Origin of the sequence: Kocuria sp. WRN011, from assembly GCF_002295155.1 — a bacterium.
GTDB lineage: Bacteria > Actinomycetota > Actinomycetes > Actinomycetales > Micrococcaceae > Kocuria > Kocuria carniphila.
Genome location: NZ_NSGI01000002.1, coordinates 234,147 through 254,210, shown reverse-complemented (window position 1 = coordinate 254,210; position 20,064 = coordinate 234,147). Strand labels below are relative to the sequence as shown.

Genomic DNA, 20,064 nt, shown 5'->3' with positions numbered 1-20,064 from the left:
AGGCTTTGCTCATCTGATATTCTCCGAGTGTGACCCAGCTCTCCCTGCTGCGGTTGGATGCACCCCTCTGGAGGATCTCGTGAGTTCTGACCATGCCGCGGGACAGGCCCGCCCTCTCAAACGTTCGAACCTGGATGCGCTGGACATTCCGGTGCCCGCTTATGACCGTTCCAACGTCACGGTGGGGATCGTGCACTTTGGTGTGGGTGGCTTCCACCGAGCGCATCAGGCCATGTACCTGGATCAATTGATGAACCAGGGAGAGGCCCTCGACTGGGGCATCGCCGGCATGGGTGTGCTGCCCGGAGATGCTCGGATGCAGGAGGTCATGGAGGAACAGGATCACCTCTACACACTGGTCCTCAAGCACCCGGACGGCACTCTTGAACCCCGAGTGATCGGCTCCATTGGTGACTACGTTCTGGCCCCGGCCCAGCCCGAACGGGCCATGGACCTGCTGACCGCGCCCAGCACCCGCATTGTCTCGCTGACCATCACCGAGGGCGGCTACAACTTCAATCAGGCCACGGGTCGATTTGATGAGACCAACCCCGCTGTGGTGCACGATCTTGAGCAAGCCCAAGCGACGGAGAAAGGTTTGTCGGCGGAACCTCCTGCCACCGTCTTCGGGCTGGTTGTGGAGGCACTCGCGCAGCGCAAGGTCGCGGGGATCGAACCTTTCACCGTGATGTCCTGCGACAACATTCAGGGCAACGGGGACATGGCGCGCGAGCAATTTACCGCCTACGCACGATTGCGTGACCCTGCGCTGGCGCAGTGGATCCAGGACACCGTGCCGTTCCCCAACTCCATGGTCGACCGCATCACCCCGGTCACCACGGACGCAGACCGCGAACTCGTCACGCAGGAGTTCGGCGTCGAGGACGCCTGGCCGGTCGTGTGCGAACCCTTCACGCAGTGGGCGCTGGAAGATTCCTTCGTGTCCGGACGGCCGCCGTTCGAGGACGTCGGTGTGCAGGTCGTGCCGGACGTGGTGCCCTACGAACTCATGAAGCTTCGCCTGCTCAACGCGAGTCACCAGGCCCTGTGCTACCCCGGCTACCTTGCCGGTTACCGCTACGCGCACGAGGTGTGCCAGGATCCGCTGTTCATCGACTACTTGCTGGCCTACATGGACCGAGAGGCCACACCCACCCTGCAGCCCGTCGAGGGAGTGGACCTCCACGCCTACAAGCGACAGCTGATTGAACGGTTCGCGAACCCCAACGTCCGGGACACCCTGGCACGATTGTGCGCCGAGTCCTCGGACCGGATTCCCAAGTGGCTGGTCCCGGTCATCAAAGAGAACCTGGCAACCGGGGGAGATGTCACGCTCTCCGCCACCATCGTGGCCTCGTGGGCGCGTTACGCGGAAGGAACTGACGAGGACGGCCAGCCGATCGACGTGGTCGATCAACGCAAGGACCGCGTCATGATTGCTGCCGCCCAACACGATGATGACGAACTCGCGTTCATCCGCGATTCAGAACTCTTCGGCGACCTGGTGGAACACCCTGAGTTCACCGAACCGTATCTCGCGGCACTGCGAAGCTTCCGCGGCCAAGGAGCCCGAGCCACGATCCAAGCCGCGGTCAACGGAACCCTCGCCTGACCCGCGGAGTCTCCGAGCGGCGTCGTTACCTCAACTGCTCCTCGTAGCGGCGCCGCAAGGCACCATAGCGCTCGCGGAACTCGCCGATACCCGCGTCGCCGGTGGGCTCCAACTCGCTGTAGATCACGCGGGGCCATTCGGGTTGCTGTCCGGTCGCAACCCACGCGGCTTGGCGCGCGGCGCCCAGCGCCACGTACTCCCAGGAACGTGGAACGCTCACTGCCAGGCCCAGGGTGTCCGGAAGGACACTGCGCAGCGCGTCCGACTTGGCGCCGCCGCCGATCAGAAGCACGCGCTCCACATCCACGTGGATGTCGCGCAGGATATCCAGGCAGTCCGCCAGGGAATTCGCCACGGCCAGGACGGCGGAACGCGCCAAGTTCTCACGCGTGAATGACGCCCGGGTGAGTCCGTCCAGGCGGCCAGTGGCCTCGGGCAGGTTAGGCGTGCGCTCGCCGTCGAAATAGGGGAGCATCGTGAGCCCGCCGGCATCACTGGGGCCGCTGGAAGCCAGCCGCGTAAATTCGTCCAAATCCGCACCCAAGGTCTCGGCCGTGGTGGTCATGACGCGCGCGGCATTGATGGTGCAGAGCAGCGGAAGGTGCTGGCCCGTGGCATCCGCGAATCCCGCGGTGACGCCGGAGCGATCGATCGTGGGCTCGGCGCTGCAGGCGAAGACCGTGCCCGAGGTGCCCACGGAAATGGTGACCTCGCCCGGTTCGAGGTTCAGGCCAAGTGCCGCGGCAGCATTATCACCGGCGCCTGCGCCGACCACGGCGGGAGTCTCGCCGGACCCGCCCCACTTGGAACTCAACGACCCTGCGGTCTCGTGAGCCTCGAGCACCCGCGGCAGTTCCGGAACCGCGCCGAAATACTCCTCGAGCAGCTCGGGGCGGTACCGGTTGTCCGTGGCGTTGAAATAGCCGGTGCCGGAAGCGTCCGAGCGGTCCGTGACGAATTCCCCGCACAGATGCAGCGTGAGCCAATCGTGGGGCAGCATGACCCGGTGCACGCGGGCTGCGGCCTCGGGTTCGTTCTCCCGCAGCCACGCGAGCTTGGCCAGGGTCATGGAACTGATCGGCGCCATGTTCACGGCTTCCATCCACCAATCCAACCCGTGATCGGTCACCATGCGGGCAGCCTGTGGAGCGTTGCGCACGTCGTTCCACAGCAGTGCGTCATGCACGGGCTCACCCTGGGCGTCCACGGCCACCATGCCGTGTTGTTGCCCGGCCACGGATACGCCCACGACGTCGCTGCGCTCGGGCACGCCCGCCGCTCGCCACGCGTTCCTCAGGGCTTCCAGCCACACCCGTGGATCGACACTCGTGCCGTCCGGATGGGGCGCCGTGGCGGTCGAAAGCACCTCTCCGCTCTCCAGTTCCACGACCACTACTTTGCAGGACTGTGTTGAGGAGTCGATCCCCACCACCGTTGCGGGCATACGCTTTTACCTTTCGGACGTCGAGGGGTCAGCCGGCGCTGGCCGGGGTGGGTTCGGGGTGGTCGACGAGTGCGGCCAGTGCGTGGCGCAACGGCTCGTCGCACACAAGGACATTGATGAGCCCCGCCCTCGCGGCGGCATGTACGGCCGGTGCCCGACCGGCGTCGAAGGCGGCGGCCACCGTGGTGCGCGCGTTTCTGATCTGCTCCACCGAGGCCGCGACCACCATGGACTCGACCGGTGAGTCGACCGGCGTGCCATCCGTGGCCAGTAGGTGGCCCGAGATTTCGGCGACGGCGCCCGAGGCGCGGGCCTGCTCCGCGACCTCCGGGTTCACCCTGTTCCAGACGGTGGACAGCTCCGGAGACCAACTACCGATCGCGATCAAGGCCACGTCGAGGCTGTTCGCGCGATCCAGGGTCTGCGCAATTTCTGGGCTCTTCATGAGCGCGGGGGCGTTCTCCACAATGAGCGGTGCCCACAGGGGCCACGCGGACTGGCAGGTCAGGTCGGCCAGGAGCCGGGGAGCTGCCTGGCTGTCTTCGTTGCTGAGTGCCCCGGCCAACTGAATCACCTGATTGTGGGGGAGTGGAGGAAGTTCACGGGTCACGAGTTGGAGGGTGCGCGACCACGAAATGCCCAGCACGTCTTCCGGGTTGACCTGATCCATGAACACCCGGGCCGTCTCTCGGGCGAGGGTGTGGCGGTCCGCGGACCACGGCCCCGTTCCCACGGTGACGACTTTCTCGATGCCCAATGCGTGAGCTAGCTGGGCATCCTGGTCGTTATCCGGGATGGTGATCTCGATGCGGACGATTCCGGTGTCCTGCGCCTCCTGGATGAGGGCGGCCACCTGGAACCGGGACAGGTTCGTTTGTTTGCCGATGGCCACCTTGGATGCGCCGTCCACGAAGTACAGCTGCGCAAGTTGGGCTAAGAGTTTTTGGCGCTCCGGTTGATCACTGGGAGGCCATGGATCGGGTATGGACATTATTCACCGCATCTGAGGGGTCGGCTCTTGATCATCTGAGTCTATATGACTAGCATCACATCTCAGATGTGAATCCATAGATTCTCACTTGAGAGTAGCTGACGCTAGCTGCGCTCTTCCGACATCAGAACACCGATGACAAGGAACATCATGCGTAACAGCACAGCTGCTCCGGATCGTGTCAGGGGCCGTCATCGCACCGCAGTGCGGCGAGGAGCGTGGTGGCAAGCATTGTTACTCGCTCTCGTCACGGGTTTTGCAATGACCGGTTGCGCCGCATCCGCGGACGAAACCAAGGACGAGATCGTCGTGGCCATCGTGTCCAACCCGCAAATGCAGGACGCCATGGAACTACAGGACGAGTTCGCCAAGGCCCACCCGGACGTGAACGTGAAATTCGTGTCCCTGCCCGAGAACGAGGCCCGCGCCAAGATCACCGCTTCGGTGGCCACCGGTGGTGGTGAATTCGACGTGGTCATGATCTCCAATTACGAGACGCCGATCTGGGCCGAGAACGGCTGGATCGAGAACCTCCAGCCCTACATCGACAAGACCGAGGGCTATGACGATCAGGATTTCATCGGCTCGATCCGTAATGCGTTGAGCTACGAGGACGACATGTACTCGGTGCCCTTCTACGGCGAGTCCTCATTCCTGGTCTATAACGAGGAAATGTTCGAGAAGGCCGGCGTGACCATGCCGGAGAACCCCACCTGGCCGGAGATCAATGAGCTGGCGGCCAAACTGGATGACCCGGACAACGGCGTTTCCGGTATCTGCCTGCGTGGCCTGGCCGGCTGGGGCGAGGTCATGGCACCGCTGAGCACCGTGATGAACACCTACGGCGGCGGCTGGTTCGACGAGGATTGGAATCCGACCCTTACCTCGCCCGAGACCAAGCAGGCCGTCAACGAATACGTGAACCTGGTGCGCGAGCACGGTCAGCCCGGCGCGGCCACCTCCGGCTACGGCGACTGCATCACCCGCTACAGCCAGGGCAATGCGGCCATGTGGTACGACGCCACGGCCATGGTCTCCTCGATCGAGGATCCCGCGTCCTCCACCGTGGCGGGGAAGAACGGCTACGCACCGGCACCCGTCATGGACACCGAGGATGCAGGCTGGCTCTACAGCTGGTCGCTGGCCATCCCCAGCACTTCCGATCACAAGGACGCCGCGTGGGACTTCGTGTCCTGGATGACCAACAAGGAGTACATCAAGCTCGTGGGTGAGCGCTTCGGTTGGGAGCGCGTGCCACCGGGGTCGCGCTACTCGACCTACGAGGTGCCGGAGTACCGCGAGATCTCGCAGGCGTACGCGCAGCCCACCCTGGATGCCATGGACGGTGCGTCGCAGGAATCTTCCATGACTCACCCGGTCCCGTACGAAGGACTTCAGTTCGTGGCCATTCCCGAATTCCAGGATTTGGGCACCCGCGTGGGCCAGCAGATCTCGGCGGCCGTGGCCGGTCAGATCACCGTCGATGAGGCCCTGGAGCAGTCCCAGGCCTATGCAGAACAGGTGGCTCGCACCTATCAGCGTGAGGAAGGCCAGTAACCGCCATGTCTACGTCAACCGGGGCTGCCCGTACTGGCCGCCCGCGCAAATCCCGCGCTCAAGCACCGCGTCGCAGTGACGCGTGGCAGCGGCGCCTCCCGCTCCTGCCGGCCCTGATCTTCACGATCGTTGCCACGCAGATTCCGTTCCTGATCACCATTTGGTACTCGCTGCGTTCCTGGAACCTGTTGAACCCGGCTTCGGACGTGTTCGTCGGGCTGAGCAACTACATCGAGATCTTCGCCGACCGCACGTTCCGGCAAGTCGCGATGAACTCGGTGATCTATACGCTCGGATGCGTGTTGATCGCCATGGTGCTCGGCATCCTGTTCGCCCTGTTGCTGGACCGCAAGTTCCTGGGCCGCGGCGTGGTGCGCACCCTGCTGATCACGCCGTTCCTGATCATGCCGGTGGCGGCATCCACACTGTGGTCGGTGTCCATGTTCAACCCGACCTTCGGCCTGGTGAACTGGTTCCTAGGAATCTTCGGAATCCCGGCCGTGGACTGGACGTCCTCCCACCCCGTGGTCTCCATTTTGATCGCCCTGGTGTGGCAGTGGACGCCGTTCATGATGCTGCTGATCCTGGCGGGGCTCCAGTCCCAGCCCAAGGATGTTCTGGAGGCTGCGCAGATGGACGGTGCGTCATCCCTGCAGACGTTCTTCTTCATCACGCTGCCGCACCTGCGCCGCTACATCGAACTGTCGGTGCTGTTGGGTGCCATCTACGTGGTCAACACGTTCGACCAGATCTACTTGATGACCGCCGGCGGCCCCGGTACCAGTAGCGCCAACTTGCCCTACTACATCTACCAGCGCGCCTTCCTGGGCTTTGACATCGGTCAGGCCGCAGCCATGGGCGTGGTGGTTGTCATCGCCACGATCATCATTGCCAACTTCGCCCTGCGATTGATTTTCAAGGGCTTCATGAGCACGGAGCAGAACTGATGAGCACCACCGTTCAAACACAGACGCCCTCCGCCGAAACCTCGGAGCCGCCCGTCCGTCGCAAGCGCAAAGGAGGCGGCGCGGGCTCCGCGGCGCTCACCTTGTTCACGTGGCTGCTGGCCCTCGGGTTCTTCATGCCCGTCCTGTGGATGGTGCTCACCTCGTTCAAACAAGAGGCCGACGCCGCCTCCAACCCTCCCAAATTCTTCTTCACTCCCACACTGGACCAGTACAAGGCCGTGTTCGAGGCCGGGGCGGGCGGGTACCTGTGGAACTCGGTGATCGCCACGGTCGTGTCCACAATCCTCGTGATCCTGTTGGCCATTCCCGCGGCCTACGCGGTGAGTATTCGGCCCGTGGAGAAGACCAAGGACGTGCTGTTCTTCTTCATCTCCACCAAGATGCTGCCCGTGGTCGCCGTGATCATGCCGATCTACGTGGTGGCCGGCAAGCTCAAGGTGCTGGACAACATCTGGACCCTGGTGTTCCTCTACACGGCCATGAACCTGCCGCTCGCGGTGTGGATGATGCGCTCGTTCTTCCAAGAGGTTCCGCGTGAGGTGCTCGAGGCCGCCCAGATGGACGGTGCGTCGTTGATGACCACCATGCGCGTGGTGCTGATTCCCATGGTGGCTCCGGGCATCGCGTCCACGGCTCTGATCTGCGTGATTTTCGCGTGGAACGAGTTCTTCTTCGCACTCAACCTCACGGCCGCGGATGCAGCCACGGTGCCCATCATGCTGGTGTCCACCATGACCAGTGAGGGTCTCTACTTGGCACGTCTCTCGGCCGCCAGCGTGCTGGCTTCACTGCCCGTGGTGCTCGCTGGTTGGATCGCGCAGAAGCAGCTGGTGCGCGGCCTGTCGATGGGCGCCATCAAGTAGACAACGTCCATCGACCCCGTCAGGGGTTCACGACAGCCTTCAATGCGCCTGGGCGCGTCCCCGTGGTAAGTGCCGCGGCGACGTCGTCCAGGCCGTGTCGTGTGGTGACCAAGGAATCCAAGTCCACGAGGCCCTGCTCGACCATGCGAATGGCCGTGTCCCACGTGTTGGCGTAGCGGAAGATCCCGGTCAGGTGCAGCTGTCGCTCCTGGATCAGGGGCACCGGAAGCCGCAGGGTGTCCGCACCCATGCCGACCAGCACCACGCGGCCCTCAGGTGTCAGGCGCTGCATCCCGGAGAGAATCGCGGGCTCGGCTCCGCTCGCGTCGAGCAGCACGGTGTAGCCGCTTCCGGGGAAGGGCTCGTCCGGCGAGGGAGCGTTGTCCGCTCGGAAGGTTTCGGTGGCGCCGTAATTCATGGCCGTTTCCAGGCGGTCGTCCCGGGTGTCCGTGACCACCACGTCCAATGCGCCGGCCAGACGAGCGCACTGGGCGGCCAACAGGCCGACCGGGCCGGCTCCGGTGACCAGGACACGGTCACCCAGGGTCACTCCGGCGGCGCGCACCGCGCTGATGCCCACGGAGAGCGGCTCGAGGAGGGCGGCGGCGTCGTCGGAGAGCGCATCGGGGACGGGATGCGCGAAGGGGGCGGGATGGGTCACGTACTCGCAGAACACGCCGTCGATGGGCGGGGTCGCGAAGAAGCGCACGGCCGGATCCAAGTTGTACTGCCCGTGCAGTGTCTGAGGCGAGAACGGCTGGGGGATCCCAGGCTCCAGGGAGACGCGCTGACCCACGTGACGGTCGGTGACCTCGGAACCGACGGCCACAATGACGCCGGAGGGTTCGTGGCCCAAAATCATGGGCTCTTCGACCACGAAATCACCGATCCGACCGTGCTCGTAGTAGTGCGTATCGGAGCCGCAGACCCCCACCGAGGTGATGCGGATGAGCACCTCGTGCGGGCCGGGGTGCGGGACGGTCCGCTCCTGAAGCTCCAGTTCACGAGGAGCCAGCAGCACGCTGGCTTTCATGGTGGCAGGGATCACGGGGATGTCGGCGGGGCTGGCTGTTGTCATGTCGGCGGCCTTTCCATAGGGGCTGATCGAGTGGACGGGTGGGGCATCAAACAAAGAAACGTCACGCGCTCCCCACGAGAGCGCGTGACGTTGACAGGCATGAACGTGGGAGATCAGTCCGGGAGCCGTTCGCCCGTGCTGGCGTCGAAGAGGTGAACCCGGTCGCCATGGGTGCTGACCCACACAGTGGATTCGGCGGCCGGTGGTTGCCTGCCGTCCACGCGGATCACAATGGGACTCGCGTCCGCATCTTCGCTGGTTCCGGTGTTGGGAACGGTGTCTTCTTCTTGGCCGGCCACACCGGCAATGGGAGTGACGTGCTGATCGGCGCTGTGGTCGAGGTGGCCGTAGACGTACGCGTCCGCCCCGAGCTCCTCCACGATGTCTGCAATGACAGCCAAGCCCTGGCCGTTCTCCGAGGGCACCAGGTCTTCGGAGCGGATGCCCACCGTGACCTCAGAACCCGTGAGCGCTTCGCGAGCGGCAGCGCTGAGCGGAAGCTTCAGACTCCCGAGCTCTACCGAACCGTCCTCGGTCACGGTGGTACGGAAGAGATTCATGGCGGGAGAGCCGATGAAACCGGCCACGAACTCGTTGGCCGGGCGGTCGTAGAGCTCACGGGGCGTGTCCACCTGCATGAGCCGGCCATCCTTGAGTACTGCTACGCGGTCACCCATGGTCATAGCCTCGGTCTGGTCGTGGGTTACGTAGACCGTGGTCACGCCCAAGCGGCGGGTGAGGGAAGCGATCTGGGTGCGCGTCTGCACGCGCAGCTTGGCATCCAGGTTGGACAGGGGTTCGTCCATGAGGAATACCTGGGGCGAGCGCACGATAGCGCGGCCCATGGCCACGCGCTGACGCTGACCACCGGACAGAGCCTTGGGCTTGCGGTCCAAATACTCGGTGAGGTCCAGGATCTTGGCGGCTTCCTCGATGCGCTTATTGCGCTCGGCCTCGCCCACCTTGGCGATCTTCAACGCGAAACCCATGTTGTCGCGCACGGTCATGTGCGGATACAGGGCGTAATTCTGGAAGACCATGGCGATATCACGATCACGCGAGGGGGTATCGGTCACTTCGTCGTCGCCGATGTGAATGGCACCGCCCGTGACGTCTTCAAGGCCCGCGAGCATGCGCAGAGTAGTGGATTTACCGCAACCGGAGGGGCCCACGAGAACCAGGAACTCGCCGTCGGCGATGTCGAGGCTGAGGTCAGAGACGGAAGGGCGCTCGGCCCCGGGGTACTGACAGGTGACGTGATCGTAGCGCACGCTGGACATGTAGTTCCTCTTTCCCGGCAGGCACGTGCCGGACGATCCGTAGGAGAAAAGGATGGCGAGAGTGACCTGGGCCACTCTCATATGAGATCATAGCGAAACTCATGTGATAACCGCCACCCTTTTCACCATCGAATAGAGGAACATCCCGCGGGAGTCAGCCGCGCGGGATGTTGCGCAGGTTGGAGCGCGCCATGGAGACAGCCTCGCCCGCGCCGCCGTTGAAGACCATCTTGGACATGGCCGTGGCGAACCCGAAGACCTGGGAGCTCTCGATCTGCGGCGGGATCGACAGGGCGTTGGGGTCCGTGATGATCTCCACCAGCGAGGGGCCCTGGTGTGCCAGGGCACTGGTGAAGGCACCCTCCACATCCTTGGGCTTCTCCACACGAATGCCCTGCAAACCAATGGCCTGGGCGATTCCTGCGTAATTCGCCTGGGGTACGTCCACCCCGAAATCGGGCATCCCGTCCACGAGCATCTCCAGCTTGACCATCCCCAGCGAGGAGTTGTTGAAGACCACCACGGTCACGGGCAGGTTGTAGGCCGCCAGCGTGAGCAGCTCGCCCATGAGCATGGACAACCCACCGTCGCCGGAGACCGAAATGACCTGGCGGTCCGGGTAAGCCATTTGCGCGCCCATGGCCTGGGGGAGTGCATTGGCCATGGAACCGTGCAGGTAGGAACCGATCACACGCCGGGTACCCAGTGGGTTGATGTAGCGGGCCGTCCATACGTTGCACATGCCGGTGTCCGCTGTGAAGATCGCGTTGTCGGACGCGACCTGATCCAGGATCGACGCCGCGTACTCCGGGTGAATGGGCGTCATCTTCTCGACCTTGCGGGTGTAGGCACCCACGGCCTTGTTCATCAGCTTGTCGTGCTTGGCCAGGGTCTTCTTGAGGAAGGAACGGTTCTTCTTCCGCTTCAGCTCCGGCAGGAGCTTGAGGATGGTCGACTTCACGTCACCGTGCACGGGAATGTCCACGCCGGTGCGGCGCCCGATCACGGAAGCGTCCGTGTCCACCTGAATCGTGGTCACGTCCGGCAGGAACTGGTCGTAGGGGAAATCCGTGCCCAACATGACCATCACGTCTGCGCCGTACAGCCCTTCGGCGGCCGCGCCGTAACCGAGCAGACCGGTCATGCCCACATCGAACGGGTTGTCGTACTGGATCTGGTCCTTACCGCGCAGTGAGTGACCAATGGGAGCACCCAGGGTGTCCGCGAGGGCAATCACCTCGTCGTGAGCGCCGGCCACACCGATGCCCGCGAAGATCGCAATATCCTTCGCGTTGTTCAGGGTGGCGGCCATACGCTCGATGGTCGCGTCCGAGGGGACGACGGCGCCCGGTTCCGGTACGCAGAACGGGCGCGCATCCGTTTCGGTCTCGGATTCCGCGAGATCGCCGGGCAGGGTCACCACGGACACGCCCGGAACCGTCAAGGAGTGCTGGATGGCCGAGCTGACCACGGCCGGGGACTGCTTGGGGGTGCTGATCAACTCCGAGTACACCGAGCACTCGTTGAACAGGCGGTCCGGGTGGGTTTCCTGGAAGTAGGAAGAACCGATGTACTGCGACGGGATATGGGAGGCGATCGCCAGCACCGGGGCGCCGGACCGATTGGCGTCGTATAGCCCATTGATCAGGTGTAAGTTGCCCGGGCCGCACGAACCCGCGCATACCGCCAGCTGGCCGGTGAGCTGGGCCTCGGCGCTCGCAGCGAATGCCGCGGCCTCTTCGTGGCGGACGTGAACCCAATCGATGCCGCCCTTGGCTGAACCTCCGGTGCGCCGCACCGCATCAACGATGGGGTTCAGGCTGTCACCCACCACGCCGTAAATGCGCTGGACACCCGCGTCCATGAGCTGCTGGATGATCTGTTCTGCAAGTTTCACGAATCGCTCCTGCTGAATGAGTGTGGCCGCGAAGGGCCCGGTAGAAAGGTTGCTTCCGTCTCAGCCTAGCCCTGTGAACGCGCCTCGTGGAGGGGTTTGTGAGGCGCGGGACCGTGAGTCGTGAGGTGAATCACATGAACCCGGCGTCAAGAAAAACTTGACAGACCACCCCGTGTCAATGTTTCCTTGACACATGACTTGCGAACAGAAAACCACCGCACCCCGTACCCAAGCTCACTGGACCGACATCGACTGGGCGGCCATTGACTGGGCCGCCGTCAACTGGGCCGAGACCGCTTCACCTCGGATCAACTGGGTCGATTTCTACCGCACAGCACCCACCATTGACTTTGCCGGTGGCGCCACCCGCCCGGCTCATGGCACCTCCACCGCAACCGCTACCCGGGCCACAGAAACGGAGACCAGCGGCGAGAACTACGGCGCCGTGGCGTCGTGGACTGCCCAGCGCGAATTCCCCGTGACCGTGTTCGGTATCCGCGAGCCCCAGCCGGGTCCGCGATGGAAGGCCTTGTTCGACGCGACCTGGCCGGCCTACCGCGCCTTCTACCAGTCCGGTCCGGACGCGCGACCCGAGTTGGAAGAGGCTCGCGGGATGCTCGAGAAGTACATGCCCGAGCTGCTGCCCACGTGGCGCAAGCTCGTGGAGCTGACCGGCAATGACGATGTCGCGGCACGCTTCCTGACCATGTGGAACTTTCCCGCATTCGCACCGGCTTGCTCGCAGGTAGCGCTCACCGGCGAGGAGACCTCGCTGACCCGCAACTACGACTATGTCCCGAGCCTGTGGGAGGCCACGGTCTACTCCAGCGAGTTCACCGGGCGCAAGGTCATCGGCACCGGTGACTGCCTGTGGGGTCTGCTGGACGGCATGAACGACGCCGGTCTGGCCGTGTCCCTGACGTTCGGTGGCCGCCCTGGATCGGGCCCGGGCTTCGCGATCCCGATCGTGATCCGCTACCTGCTGGAAGTGGCCGAAACTGCGGAACAGGCACGCGAGCTGCTGCGGGATCTGCCGGTGTCCATGTCCTACAACATCACCGTGGTGGACACCTCCGGTGACAAGTTCACCGCGTTCGTAGCTCCCGGCCAGCAGGCCGAGTTCTTCGACGCCTGCACCGCGACCAACCACCGCGGCAAGGAGCCCGAGTACCCGGCCAAGGCCGCGCAGTTCTTCTCCAAGGAACGTCTCGAGCACTTGGACCGCACCGTGGGCACCGAGATCACCGCGGATGAGATGCGCGATCAGTTCCTGACCGATCCGTTGTATCAGGACAACTTCTCCGGCGGCTTCGGCACTCTGTTCACCGCTCACTACCGCCCGGACGAGGGGCACGTTGAGTACCGCTGGCCGGGTGTGTCCTGGAAGCGTGGCTTCGAGGACGCGGACGACACCCTGGACGTCGTACTGGTGGGCCGCTGATCCTCGGTGCCATGATGGACTCGTGAGTACAGAGATTCCTGAACCCAGTGGCGGACCGGCACCCGTGGCCCAGTTGGAGAGCGCAGCCATGGAAGCAGTGCGCCAACTCGCCGCCAGCGGTGACCCGGAAGCATTCCAAGCTTTGCTGCGACTGAGCGGAACCGTGGGTGAGTCCCTGGGGATCAGCGCCCGCAACGTGGCGGCGGCGTCGTCGTGGACGGCCGTGGCCGGTGCGGCCGGAACCTCCCGGCAAGCGGCCTGGTCCCGCTGGAAAGCCTGACCTAACCTTTAAAATGCTTCGGCCCCGCACGGTGCGTGCGGTGCCAAAGCTTTTAGCCGAGAGCCGGTGACCGATCGCTAGGACCGATCAGTGGTTGGCTCAGTAGTTACCGGTCATGGTGGTGACGTCCAGAGCCTTGTCCAGCTGCTCCTCGGTGAGCTTGTCGCCGTCCACGTAGCCGAGCTCGATGGTGGCCTCGCGCACCGTGACCTTGTTGGCCACGGCGTGCTTGGCGATCTTGGCCGCGGCCTCGTAACCGATGGCCTTGTTGAGCGGGGTCACGATGGACGGAGAAGCTTCAGCCAGGAAGGTGCAGCGTTCCTCGTTGGCGACCAGGCCGTCAACCATCTTCTCCGCGGCAACGCGGGAGATGTTGGCGAGCAGGCGGATGGACTCGAGCAGGTTGGCGGCCATCACGGGGATGCCCACGTTGAGCTCGAACGCGCCGTTGGTGGAGGACAGTGCCACGGTGGTGTCGTTGCCGATGACCTGGGCGGAGACCTGGATAGCGGCCTCGCAGATCACGGGGTTGACCTTGCCCGGCATGATGGAGGAACCCGGCTGCAGGTCGGGGATGTGCAGCTCGCCCAGACCGGTGTTGGGACCGGATCCCATCCAGCGGATGTCGTTCATGAACTTCATGTAGGAGTACGCGATGTTGCGCAGCTGCCCGGAAGCCTCGACCAGACCGTCACGGTTGGCCTGGGCCTCGAAGTGGTTGCGGGCCTCGGTGATCGGCAGGCCGGTTTCTTCGGCCAGCAGCTCGATCACGCGGGCGGAGAAACCGTCCGGGGTGTTGATGCCGGTGCCCACGGCGGTGCCGCCCAAGGGAACCTCGGCCACGCGGGGCAGGGAAGCGTCGATGCGCTCGATGCCGTAGCGGACCTGTGCTGCGTATCCACCGAACTCCTGACCCAGGGTCACCGGGGTGGCGTCCATCAAGTGTGTACGGCCGGACTTCACGATGTTCTTGAACTCTTCGGCCTTCTTCTCCAAGGAGGTAGCGAGCACATCCATGGCGGGCTTGAGGTCGTTGATCAGCGCGTTGGTCACGGCCACGTGCACGGAGGTGGGGAACACGTCGTTGGAGGACTGCGAGGCGTTGACGTGGTCGTTGGGGTGGACCTCCACGCCCTCGGACTCCAGCGAACGGGAGGCCAGGGTTGCCAGGACCTCGTTGGTGTTCATGTTGGAAGAGGTTCCGGAACCGGTCTGGAACACGTCGATGGGGAAGTTCTCGTCGTAGTCACCGGAGGCGACGGCGTCAGCGGCGTCGCGAATGGCCTGAGCGCGCTGGGCGTCCAGGACACCCAGATCCTCGTTGGCGGTGGCTGCGGCCTTCTTTACCTGGGCGAGCGCCTTGATGTGCTGGCGCTCCAGGGTGGAGCCGGAGATGGGGAAGTTTTCCACGGCACGCTGGGTCTGGGCGCGGTACAGGGCGTTCTTGGGAACGCGGACCTCACCCATGGTGTCGTGCTCAATGCGGTACTCAGTATTTTCTGCCATGACCCCTAGCTTATGCGCTCGGATCGGGGCCGGGCTGACGGTGGCGTGCCGTGACACGCCACCTTGCCGTGCAGAATCGAGTGCGCTGTCAGCCGCGCTCCGGGAACCACGGGCCGTGGCCGTAGACGAGTTCGGCCTTGCCGGCATCCAGGTGATAGAACACGCCGATCACTGCGGCGTCACCCTTGGAGACGGCCGCCGCGATCGAACGGGACTGGTCCAACATGCGGGCGGCAGTCTGCTTGGTGTGCTCCACGACCATGTCGGAGAGGGTGTCCAGACCCTTGCGCTTGGACTCCAGGACGGAAGGCGTGATGCGCTCCACCAGGTCGCGCTGGAAGCCGCGCGGTAGCTCGCCGGAGTCGACGGCGTTCTTGGTCGCCGTCACGGCGCCGCACGAGTCGTGGCCGAGCACCATGATCAGGGGAGTGCCCAGCACATCGATGGCGTACTCGAGCGTCCCCAGCACCGCATTGTCGATGACCTGCCCGGCGGTGCGGATCACGAACGCGTCACCCAGGCCCAGGTCGAAGATGATTTCCGCGGCCAGCCGGGAGTCCGAGCAGCCGAAAATCACGGCGAACGGCTTCTGTTTATGCTCCAGTTCCTTACGGCGCTGCGCATCCTGGTGGGGATGCAGGGTCTCACCTGCGATGAACCGCTCGTTGCCGTCCTTCAATCGCTGCCACGCATCCTGCGGCGTCTTGGGCATGCTGGTCGGCTTGTCGGCGTCGCTGATCTTCGGTTGGATCTTTTCGCTCACGGTGGCTCCCGGTTCGACTCACGGTTGGTGCGTCACGGGAGCGTGCCCCGGTGGCGCGTTCCTAGCGTAAACCTCAGGGTGTTGTGCCACGCACCGCGCATGAACATCTGGGCCAGCGAATCCCGAGCGCAAACAAATATGGCAGACGTTCGTAGCAAAAACCGCACTTCGCGTGCGAACCTCTACCTCAGATGCCGGGAGACCTACATAGTGTGCGAACCTCTGCCCGAGATGTAGGCAGCGCCACGGATGCTGCGAACCCCTACCTCAGATGTGTCGCTCCATGATGCGGGCGAGGTGTGAGCTCAGCGGCCCTCGGCCAGCGCCTTCGCGACGTGCTCGAATTCGCCCTCGGTCGCCTTGCCCGTAAGGATCACGGTGGAATCATCGAGTTCGCCGACCCACGCGGTGAATTTTTCCTGCTTACCCGAGGGGTCACGGTGGTGAATGTCCCACGAGATGCCACCCACGTTCTTCTGCCCGGTCGCGGGAATCAGTTCTGTGCGCTGGGCCAACCATGTGGGGTTGGACTCGGCCGTCTGCACCATTTCGACCAACCGGTAATTGGGGGAGAGGTAGCCAACGCTCCAGAGGGGAACGCCTTCTTGAGAGTTCGCCTGCCAGCGCGCGTAGTTGGCGGTCCAGTCGTCGCCAAGTTCGGGCGCAGCCGGAGTGAACTCCGCTTGCTCCGCTACGAAGCCCGCTTCCTCGGAAACGTTCACATCCGCGCGGTAGGGCTGAGCATCAGGCTTAGGAGCGAGCCACAAGAACGGCAGGATGAGCATGAGCAGCACCGCCATGGAGATGATCATGCCGCGGATGGGTGCGTTGATTTTGGCCGCCTGCTTGGTGGTGATCTGGGGCAGCGGGGCGCCTTCCTCCGGGGTTGCGGAGGTGACCTGAGGCTCGTCAGGTTTGCGGGGCGGCGTCGTAGCTGAATCACTCACCCCTCTATTGTGCCGTGCCGTGACATACCCGCCCAATCGGACAAGGCCGGGGATATGCTGGAAACGCACGCAAGGCTTGTGTGCTCGCCCACGAACACGTGCGTCGCGAGATTCACGAGCGCAGCTGACTCGAAGGTGAGGAACATGGCGACTCAAACAACCGCAGGTAGCGCTTCAGGTAACGCGGCGGACCGAAATCTGGCTCTGGAACTGGTCCGCGTTACGGAGGCTGCCGCAATTGCCGGTGGTCACTGGGTTGGCGCGGGTGACAAGAACCGAGCGGACGGCGCGGCAGTGGACGCCATGCGTTCGTTCCTGTCCACGGTGAGCTTCAACGGAACCGTGGTGATCGGTGAGGGCGAGAAGGACGAAGCCCCCATGCTGTACAACGGCGAGCAGGTGGGTGACGGGCACGGCCCCGCTTCGGATGTGGCCGTTGACCCCATTGACGGAACCCGGCTCACCGCTCTGGGCATGAACAACGCCCTGGCCGTGATTGCCGTGGCGGACGGCGGTTCGATGTTCGACCCCTCCGCCGTGTTCTACATGGACAAGCTCGTGGTCGGCCCGGAAGCTGCAGACATGGTGGACCTGCGTCTGCCCGTCAAGCAGAACCTGCACCTCGTGGCCAAGGCTCGCGGCGTGAAGACCAACCAGCTCACCGTCTGCGTGCTGGATCGTCCCCGTCACCAGGGTCTCGTGGAGGAAATTCGTGCGACCGGTGCCCGTACGCGCATGATTCTCGACGGCGACGTCGCCGGCGCCATCGCCGCGTGCCGCGAGGGAACCGGTGTGGACGTGATGATGGGCATCGGCGGAACCCCGGAAGGCATCGTGACCGCGTGCGCCGTGAAGGCCACCGGCGGTGTGATCCAGGGCCGCTTGGCTCCCACCGATGAGGCCGAGCGCGAGAAGGCAGCAGAGGCCGGTCTGGATGTGGATCGCATCTTGACCACGGACGAGCTGGTGACCTCGGACAACTGCTTCTTCGCGGCAACCGGTATCACGGACGGTGATCTGCTGCGGGGTGTGCGTTACCGCGGGCCCAGGATCACCACCCAGTCCATCGTGATGCGTTCCAAGTCCGGCACCGTGCGCATGGTCGAGGCCGAGCACGTGGCCAAGAAGTGGGAGAAGTACGAGCGCGGCAACAACTGATCCACTGACCTCTTTGAAGTCATTGAATACTCGCGCGTGATTGCCCCACGGGGTGGTCACGCGCGAGTGCTGTCCACAGCTAAGCTGTATGACGGTGTGCTGGGGACTAACGAAAGGACGCACCGTGTCATTGAGCGTGAACCCGTGTGACAACCGGAAGACGTGGGACGCCAGGGTTCGCGTGACCGGCGGAAATCCCCAGCTGCTGTGGGGCATCGGCGAGGCAGAAGCCCTCAGCGATGAGCAGATCAGCGTGGAACGCGTGATGGTGAACCGCGCCAATCAAACGATCGGCTACGGCCAGCTCCTGATCTACCCCGAAGACAAGCACACGGTGGTGGACGCTCGGTCCTTGCACGTGAAAAGTCCCCACGAACTCGTCAAGGTGCTGGGCGCGCTTCAGGACTACGCCCGCGAGAAGCACGACGGTGCGGTCCTTCGCATCAGCCCGGACACAGCGGTCAACCCACAGCTGCTTTCCGACCTTGAAGAGGCGGGCTATCGCCGTCGGGACAAGATCCGCAAGGGTGAGGCCGGCCCCCGCGAACTGATCGTGCGCCTGGGCGAAACCGAGAGCGACCTGTCGAAGCGTCTCTCCAGTGGGACCCTCGAACGCTGCCGTGCGGGACTCAAGGTCGCTGGCGTGAAGGTGCGCCGCGTTTCCGCCAACACTCAGAGCTTGGCCAACGTGGGTCTGCGCACCGCTCACATCGATGATTTGCTCAAGGCCGTGGGCCAGGACTCCGTGTTCCTGGTGGCCACCGAACAGGCCGAGGGTGAGCAGGAAACTGCACTTGGCTACCTGTGGTTCGTGCACACCGGTGAGTCCGCGCTGTTGTATCGCGTGGGCTTCACCGATCGCGCCCGCCAGTTGGGTGTGGACGACGCTCTCTTACTCACCGGGCTGGTGCAGCTCCAGCAGCGCCGCGTCCACAATGTGGTGGCCGGCGATCCGGATTCCGAGAACGCGTCCGTGGTTCTGCGCGAGCTCGCCGAGGAGCAGCGCGAAATCCTGGGCGTGTGGGAGTACCCGCTGGTCAGCGCCTATCAATTGGCTGGCCGCGCCGAGAAGACCAGGCACAAGATTTTCGGAGAGCGCCCGCCCAGGAAGAAGCGCCGCTTCAAGGTTCTTTCGGCGCAGCCCGCTCGCGAGGATGATCCCGCCGCGCCCGAGACCGGTTCCCTCGCGGCGCAAGATGCCAATAGCGCCGTCGACGCCGATCCGGACCTCGCTCGCCAGCCCGCCGCACCCAAGCAGAAGAAGCGGCCGACGGCAGCCAAGTCGGCGGCGTCGGTTTCCGAACCCTCAGGTGACGCGGCGACCGACACCGCTGACACGACCGAGCAGCCAGCGAAAGACAAGAAGTCACGTAGCCTGCCCAAAGTCACGGTCCCCAAGGTGTCCATGCCCACGCGTCCATCCTTCATGAAAAAGGACGACGACGACGCCGCCTCGAGTGCCGATTCGAATGGCACCGATCCTGCCGAGCGCGGAAAAGTCCGCGGCTTCGCGCGACGGGTCGTGGATGAGGGCACCGCCGCCATGCGCGACGCCGCGCGCTGGTAATACTCACCACCCTGGGAGGACACACCTGAAGGGTCGATAGGATCCTCGGGAACACCTCAGGCGCCGTTGGGACCCATTTGGCCAGCATGGAAGGTTCTAATGACACCTCAGGTGTAAATGTGGGTTCTAACGCGACGTCAGGCGTGGCGGTTCTCGCGAGATGACGAACGCATCTGAGGAGCCGGTAGGACCCTCGGGAACACCTCAGGCGCCGTTGGGACCCTTTTCGCCAGCGTGGAAGGTTCTAATGACACCTCAGGTGTAAATGTAGGTTCTAACGCGACGTCAGGCGTGGCGGTTCTCGCGAGATGACGAACGCATCTGAGGGGCTGGCGGGGCCCTCCGGAACACCTCAGGCGCCGTTAGGGCCCTTATGGCCAGCGCGGAAGGTTCTAATGACACCTCAGGTGTAAATGTGGGTTCTAACGCGACCTCAGGCGCGGCGGTACTCGCGAGATGACGAACGCATCTGAGGAGCCGGTAGGACCCTCGGGAACACCTCAGGGGCCGTTAGGGCCCTTTTGGTCAGCATGGAGGGTTCCAGCGGCACCTCAGGTGTAAACGTGGGCTCTAACGCGACGTCAGGCGTGGCGGTTCTCGCGAGATGACGAACGCATTTGAGGGGCCAGTAGGACCCTCGGGAACACCTCAGGCGCCGTTGGGACCCTTTTCGCCAGCGTGGAAGGTTCTAATGACACCTCAGGTGTAAACG

The 20,064-nt window shown here is 64.1% G+C and carries 16 protein-coding genes; 8 read left to right on the top strand and 8 right to left on the bottom strand.

What is annotated here, in order from left to right:
- Window positions 1-79: 79 nt before the first annotated feature.
- Window positions 80-1,612 (top strand): mannitol dehydrogenase family protein, encoded by a 1,533-nt coding sequence (locus CKW39_RS03895; protein WP_095796841.1) that lies wholly within the window; start codon window positions 80-82, stop codon window positions 1,610-1,612.
- A 25-nt stretch (window positions 1,613-1,637) separates the two neighbouring features.
- Here the strand turns inward: CKW39_RS03895 and xylB are convergent, their stop codons facing one another.
- Window positions 1,638-3,056 (bottom strand): xylulokinase, encoded by a 1,419-nt coding sequence (gene xylB, locus CKW39_RS03890; RefSeq protein WP_095796840.1) that lies wholly within the window; start codon window positions 3,054-3,056, stop codon window positions 1,638-1,640.
- Window positions 3,057-3,084: 28 nt separating this feature from the next.
- Window positions 3,085-4,047, bottom strand: coding sequence for a sugar-binding transcriptional regulator (locus CKW39_RS03885; RefSeq protein ID WP_095796839.1), 963 nt, complete (start codon window positions 4,045-4,047; stop codon window positions 3,085-3,087).
- A gap of 150 nt (window positions 4,048-4,197) precedes the next feature.
- Here CKW39_RS03885 and CKW39_RS03880 point away from each other — a divergent pair, with 150 nt between their 5' ends.
- Genes CKW39_RS03880 through CKW39_RS03870 form a run of 3 tightly spaced genes read left to right on the top strand, consistent with a single transcriptional unit; the run spans window position 4,198 to window position 7,435 of the window.
- A complete protein-coding gene (locus CKW39_RS03880) occupies window positions 4,198-5,604 on the top strand; it encodes a sugar ABC transporter substrate-binding protein (protein WP_095796838.1) in 1,407 nt (468 codons plus the stop codon).
- 5 nt (window positions 5,605-5,609) lie between these two features.
- Window positions 5,610-6,551, top strand: a complete 942-nt coding sequence (locus CKW39_RS03875) for a carbohydrate ABC transporter permease (RefSeq protein ID WP_095796837.1) — start codon at window positions 5,610-5,612, stop codon at window positions 6,549-6,551.
- The gene (locus CKW39_RS03870; RefSeq protein ID WP_016995848.1) at window positions 6,551-7,435 is read left to right on the top strand and encodes a carbohydrate ABC transporter permease; all 885 of its coding nucleotides are present in this window, start codon (window positions 6,551-6,553) and stop codon (window positions 7,433-7,435) included. The genes CKW39_RS03875 and CKW39_RS03870 overlap by 1 nt, the downstream gene beginning before the upstream one ends.
- Window positions 7,436-7,454: 19 nt before the next feature.
- Here CKW39_RS03870 and CKW39_RS03865 read toward each other — a convergent pair whose 3' ends face one another.
- The 3 genes from CKW39_RS03865 to CKW39_RS03855 all read right to left on the bottom strand — a co-directional run bounded on the left by CKW39_RS03865 (window position 7,455) and on the right by CKW39_RS03855 (window position 11,657).
- Window positions 7,455-8,513, bottom strand: coding sequence for an NAD(P)-dependent alcohol dehydrogenase (locus CKW39_RS03865; protein WP_254049265.1), 1,059 nt, complete (start codon window positions 8,511-8,513; stop codon window positions 7,455-7,457).
- A gap of 113 nt (window positions 8,514-8,626) precedes the next feature.
- Window positions 8,627-9,793, bottom strand: a complete 1,167-nt coding sequence (locus CKW39_RS03860) for an ABC transporter ATP-binding protein (protein WP_095796992.1) — start codon at window positions 9,791-9,793, stop codon at window positions 8,627-8,629.
- A gap of 154 nt (window positions 9,794-9,947) precedes the next feature.
- On the bottom strand, window positions 9,948-11,657 hold the full coding sequence (locus CKW39_RS03855; protein ID WP_371514561.1) for a pyruvate dehydrogenase: 1,710 nt from the start codon (window positions 11,655-11,657) through the stop codon (window positions 9,948-9,950).
- A 226-nt stretch (window positions 11,658-11,883) separates the two neighbouring features.
- Here CKW39_RS03855 and CKW39_RS03850 point away from each other — a divergent pair, with 226 nt between their 5' ends.
- Together CKW39_RS03850 and CKW39_RS03845 are read left to right on the top strand one after the other, a co-directional pair.
- On the top strand, window positions 11,884-13,131 hold the full coding sequence (locus CKW39_RS03850; protein ID WP_095796835.1) for a C45 family autoproteolytic acyltransferase/hydolase: 1,248 nt from the start codon (window positions 11,884-11,886) through the stop codon (window positions 13,129-13,131).
- A 22-nt stretch (window positions 13,132-13,153) separates the two neighbouring features.
- The gene (locus CKW39_RS03845; protein ID WP_095796834.1) at window positions 13,154-13,411 is read left to right on the top strand and encodes a hypothetical protein; all 258 of its coding nucleotides are present in this window, start codon (window positions 13,154-13,156) and stop codon (window positions 13,409-13,411) included.
- 99 nt (window positions 13,412-13,510) lie between these two features.
- On the opposite strand, the gene CKW39_RS03840 is transcribed toward CKW39_RS03845, so the two are convergent.
- From CKW39_RS03840 to CKW39_RS03830, 3 genes are all read right to left on the bottom strand, one after another.
- Window positions 13,511-14,917 (bottom strand): class II fumarate hydratase, encoded by a 1,407-nt coding sequence (locus tag CKW39_RS03840; protein ID WP_095796833.1) that lies wholly within the window; start codon window positions 14,915-14,917, stop codon window positions 13,511-13,513.
- Window positions 14,918-15,005: 88 nt separating this feature from the next.
- Window positions 15,006-15,629: a carbonic anhydrase gene (locus CKW39_RS03835; RefSeq protein ID WP_095796991.1), complete on the bottom strand. Its 624-nt coding sequence runs from the start codon at window positions 15,627-15,629 to the stop codon at window positions 15,006-15,008.
- 356 nt (window positions 15,630-15,985) lie between these two features.
- Window positions 15,986-16,627 carry a DUF4245 domain-containing protein gene (locus CKW39_RS03830; protein WP_095796832.1) on the bottom strand — a complete coding sequence of 214 codons (642 nt, stop codon included), beginning with the start codon at window positions 16,625-16,627 and terminating at the stop codon, window positions 15,986-15,988.
- A 144-nt stretch (window positions 16,628-16,771) separates the two neighbouring features.
- On the opposite strand from CKW39_RS03830, the gene glpX reads away from it, so the two are divergent.
- On the top strand, window positions 16,772-17,785 hold the full coding sequence (glpX, locus tag CKW39_RS03825; protein WP_095796831.1) for a class II fructose-bisphosphatase: 1,014 nt from the start codon (window positions 16,772-16,774) through the stop codon (window positions 17,783-17,785).
- Between the two features lie 124 nt (window positions 17,786-17,909).
- Complete coding sequence (locus CKW39_RS03820; RefSeq protein ID WP_095796830.1) at window positions 17,910-19,352, top strand: hypothetical protein; 1,443 nt, start codon at window positions 17,910-17,912, stop codon at window positions 19,350-19,352.
- Window positions 19,353-20,064: the final 712 nt, after the last annotated feature.

Excerpts from the sequence above, each read along its gene's own strand:
- CKW39_RS03855 (WP_371514561.1), bottom strand. The coding sequence starts at position 11,657 with ATGGACGCGGGTGTCCAGCGCATTTACGGCGTGGTGGGTGACAGCCTG.
- CKW39_RS03860 (WP_095796992.1), bottom strand. The coding sequence starts at position 9,793 with ATGTCCAGCGTGCGCTACGATCACGTCACCTGTCAGTACCCCGGGGCC.
- CKW39_RS03840 (WP_095796833.1), bottom strand. The coding sequence starts at position 14,917 with ATGGCAGAAAATACTGAGTACCGCATTGAGCACGACACCATGGGTGAG.
- CKW39_RS03885 (WP_095796839.1), bottom strand. The coding sequence starts at position 4,047 with ATGTCCATACCCGATCCATGGCCTCCCAGTGATCAACCGGAGCGCCAA.
- CKW39_RS03870 (WP_016995848.1), top strand. The coding sequence starts at position 6,551 with ATGAGCACCACCGTTCAAACACAGACGCCCTCCGCCGAAACCTCGGAG.
- CKW39_RS03850 (WP_095796835.1), top strand. The coding sequence starts at position 11,884 with ATGACTTGCGAACAGAAAACCACCGCACCCCGTACCCAAGCTCACTGG.
- glpX (WP_095796831.1), top strand. The coding sequence starts at position 16,772 with ATGGCGACTCAAACAACCGCAGGTAGCGCTTCAGGTAACGCGGCGGAC.
- CKW39_RS03875 (WP_095796837.1), top strand. The coding sequence starts at position 5,610 with ATGTCTACGTCAACCGGGGCTGCCCGTACTGGCCGCCCGCGCAAATCC.
- CKW39_RS03865 (WP_254049265.1), bottom strand. The coding sequence starts at position 8,513 with ATGACAACAGCCAGCCCCGCCGACATCCCCGTGATCCCTGCCACCATG.
- CKW39_RS03835 (WP_095796991.1), bottom strand. The coding sequence starts at position 15,629 with ATGCCCAAGACGCCGCAGGATGCGTGGCAGCGATTGAAGGACGGCAAC.
- CKW39_RS03880 (WP_095796838.1), top strand. The coding sequence starts at position 4,198 with ATGCGTAACAGCACAGCTGCTCCGGATCGTGTCAGGGGCCGTCATCGC.
- xylB (WP_095796840.1), bottom strand. The coding sequence starts at position 3,056 with ATGCCCGCAACGGTGGTGGGGATCGACTCCTCAACACAGTCCTGCAAA.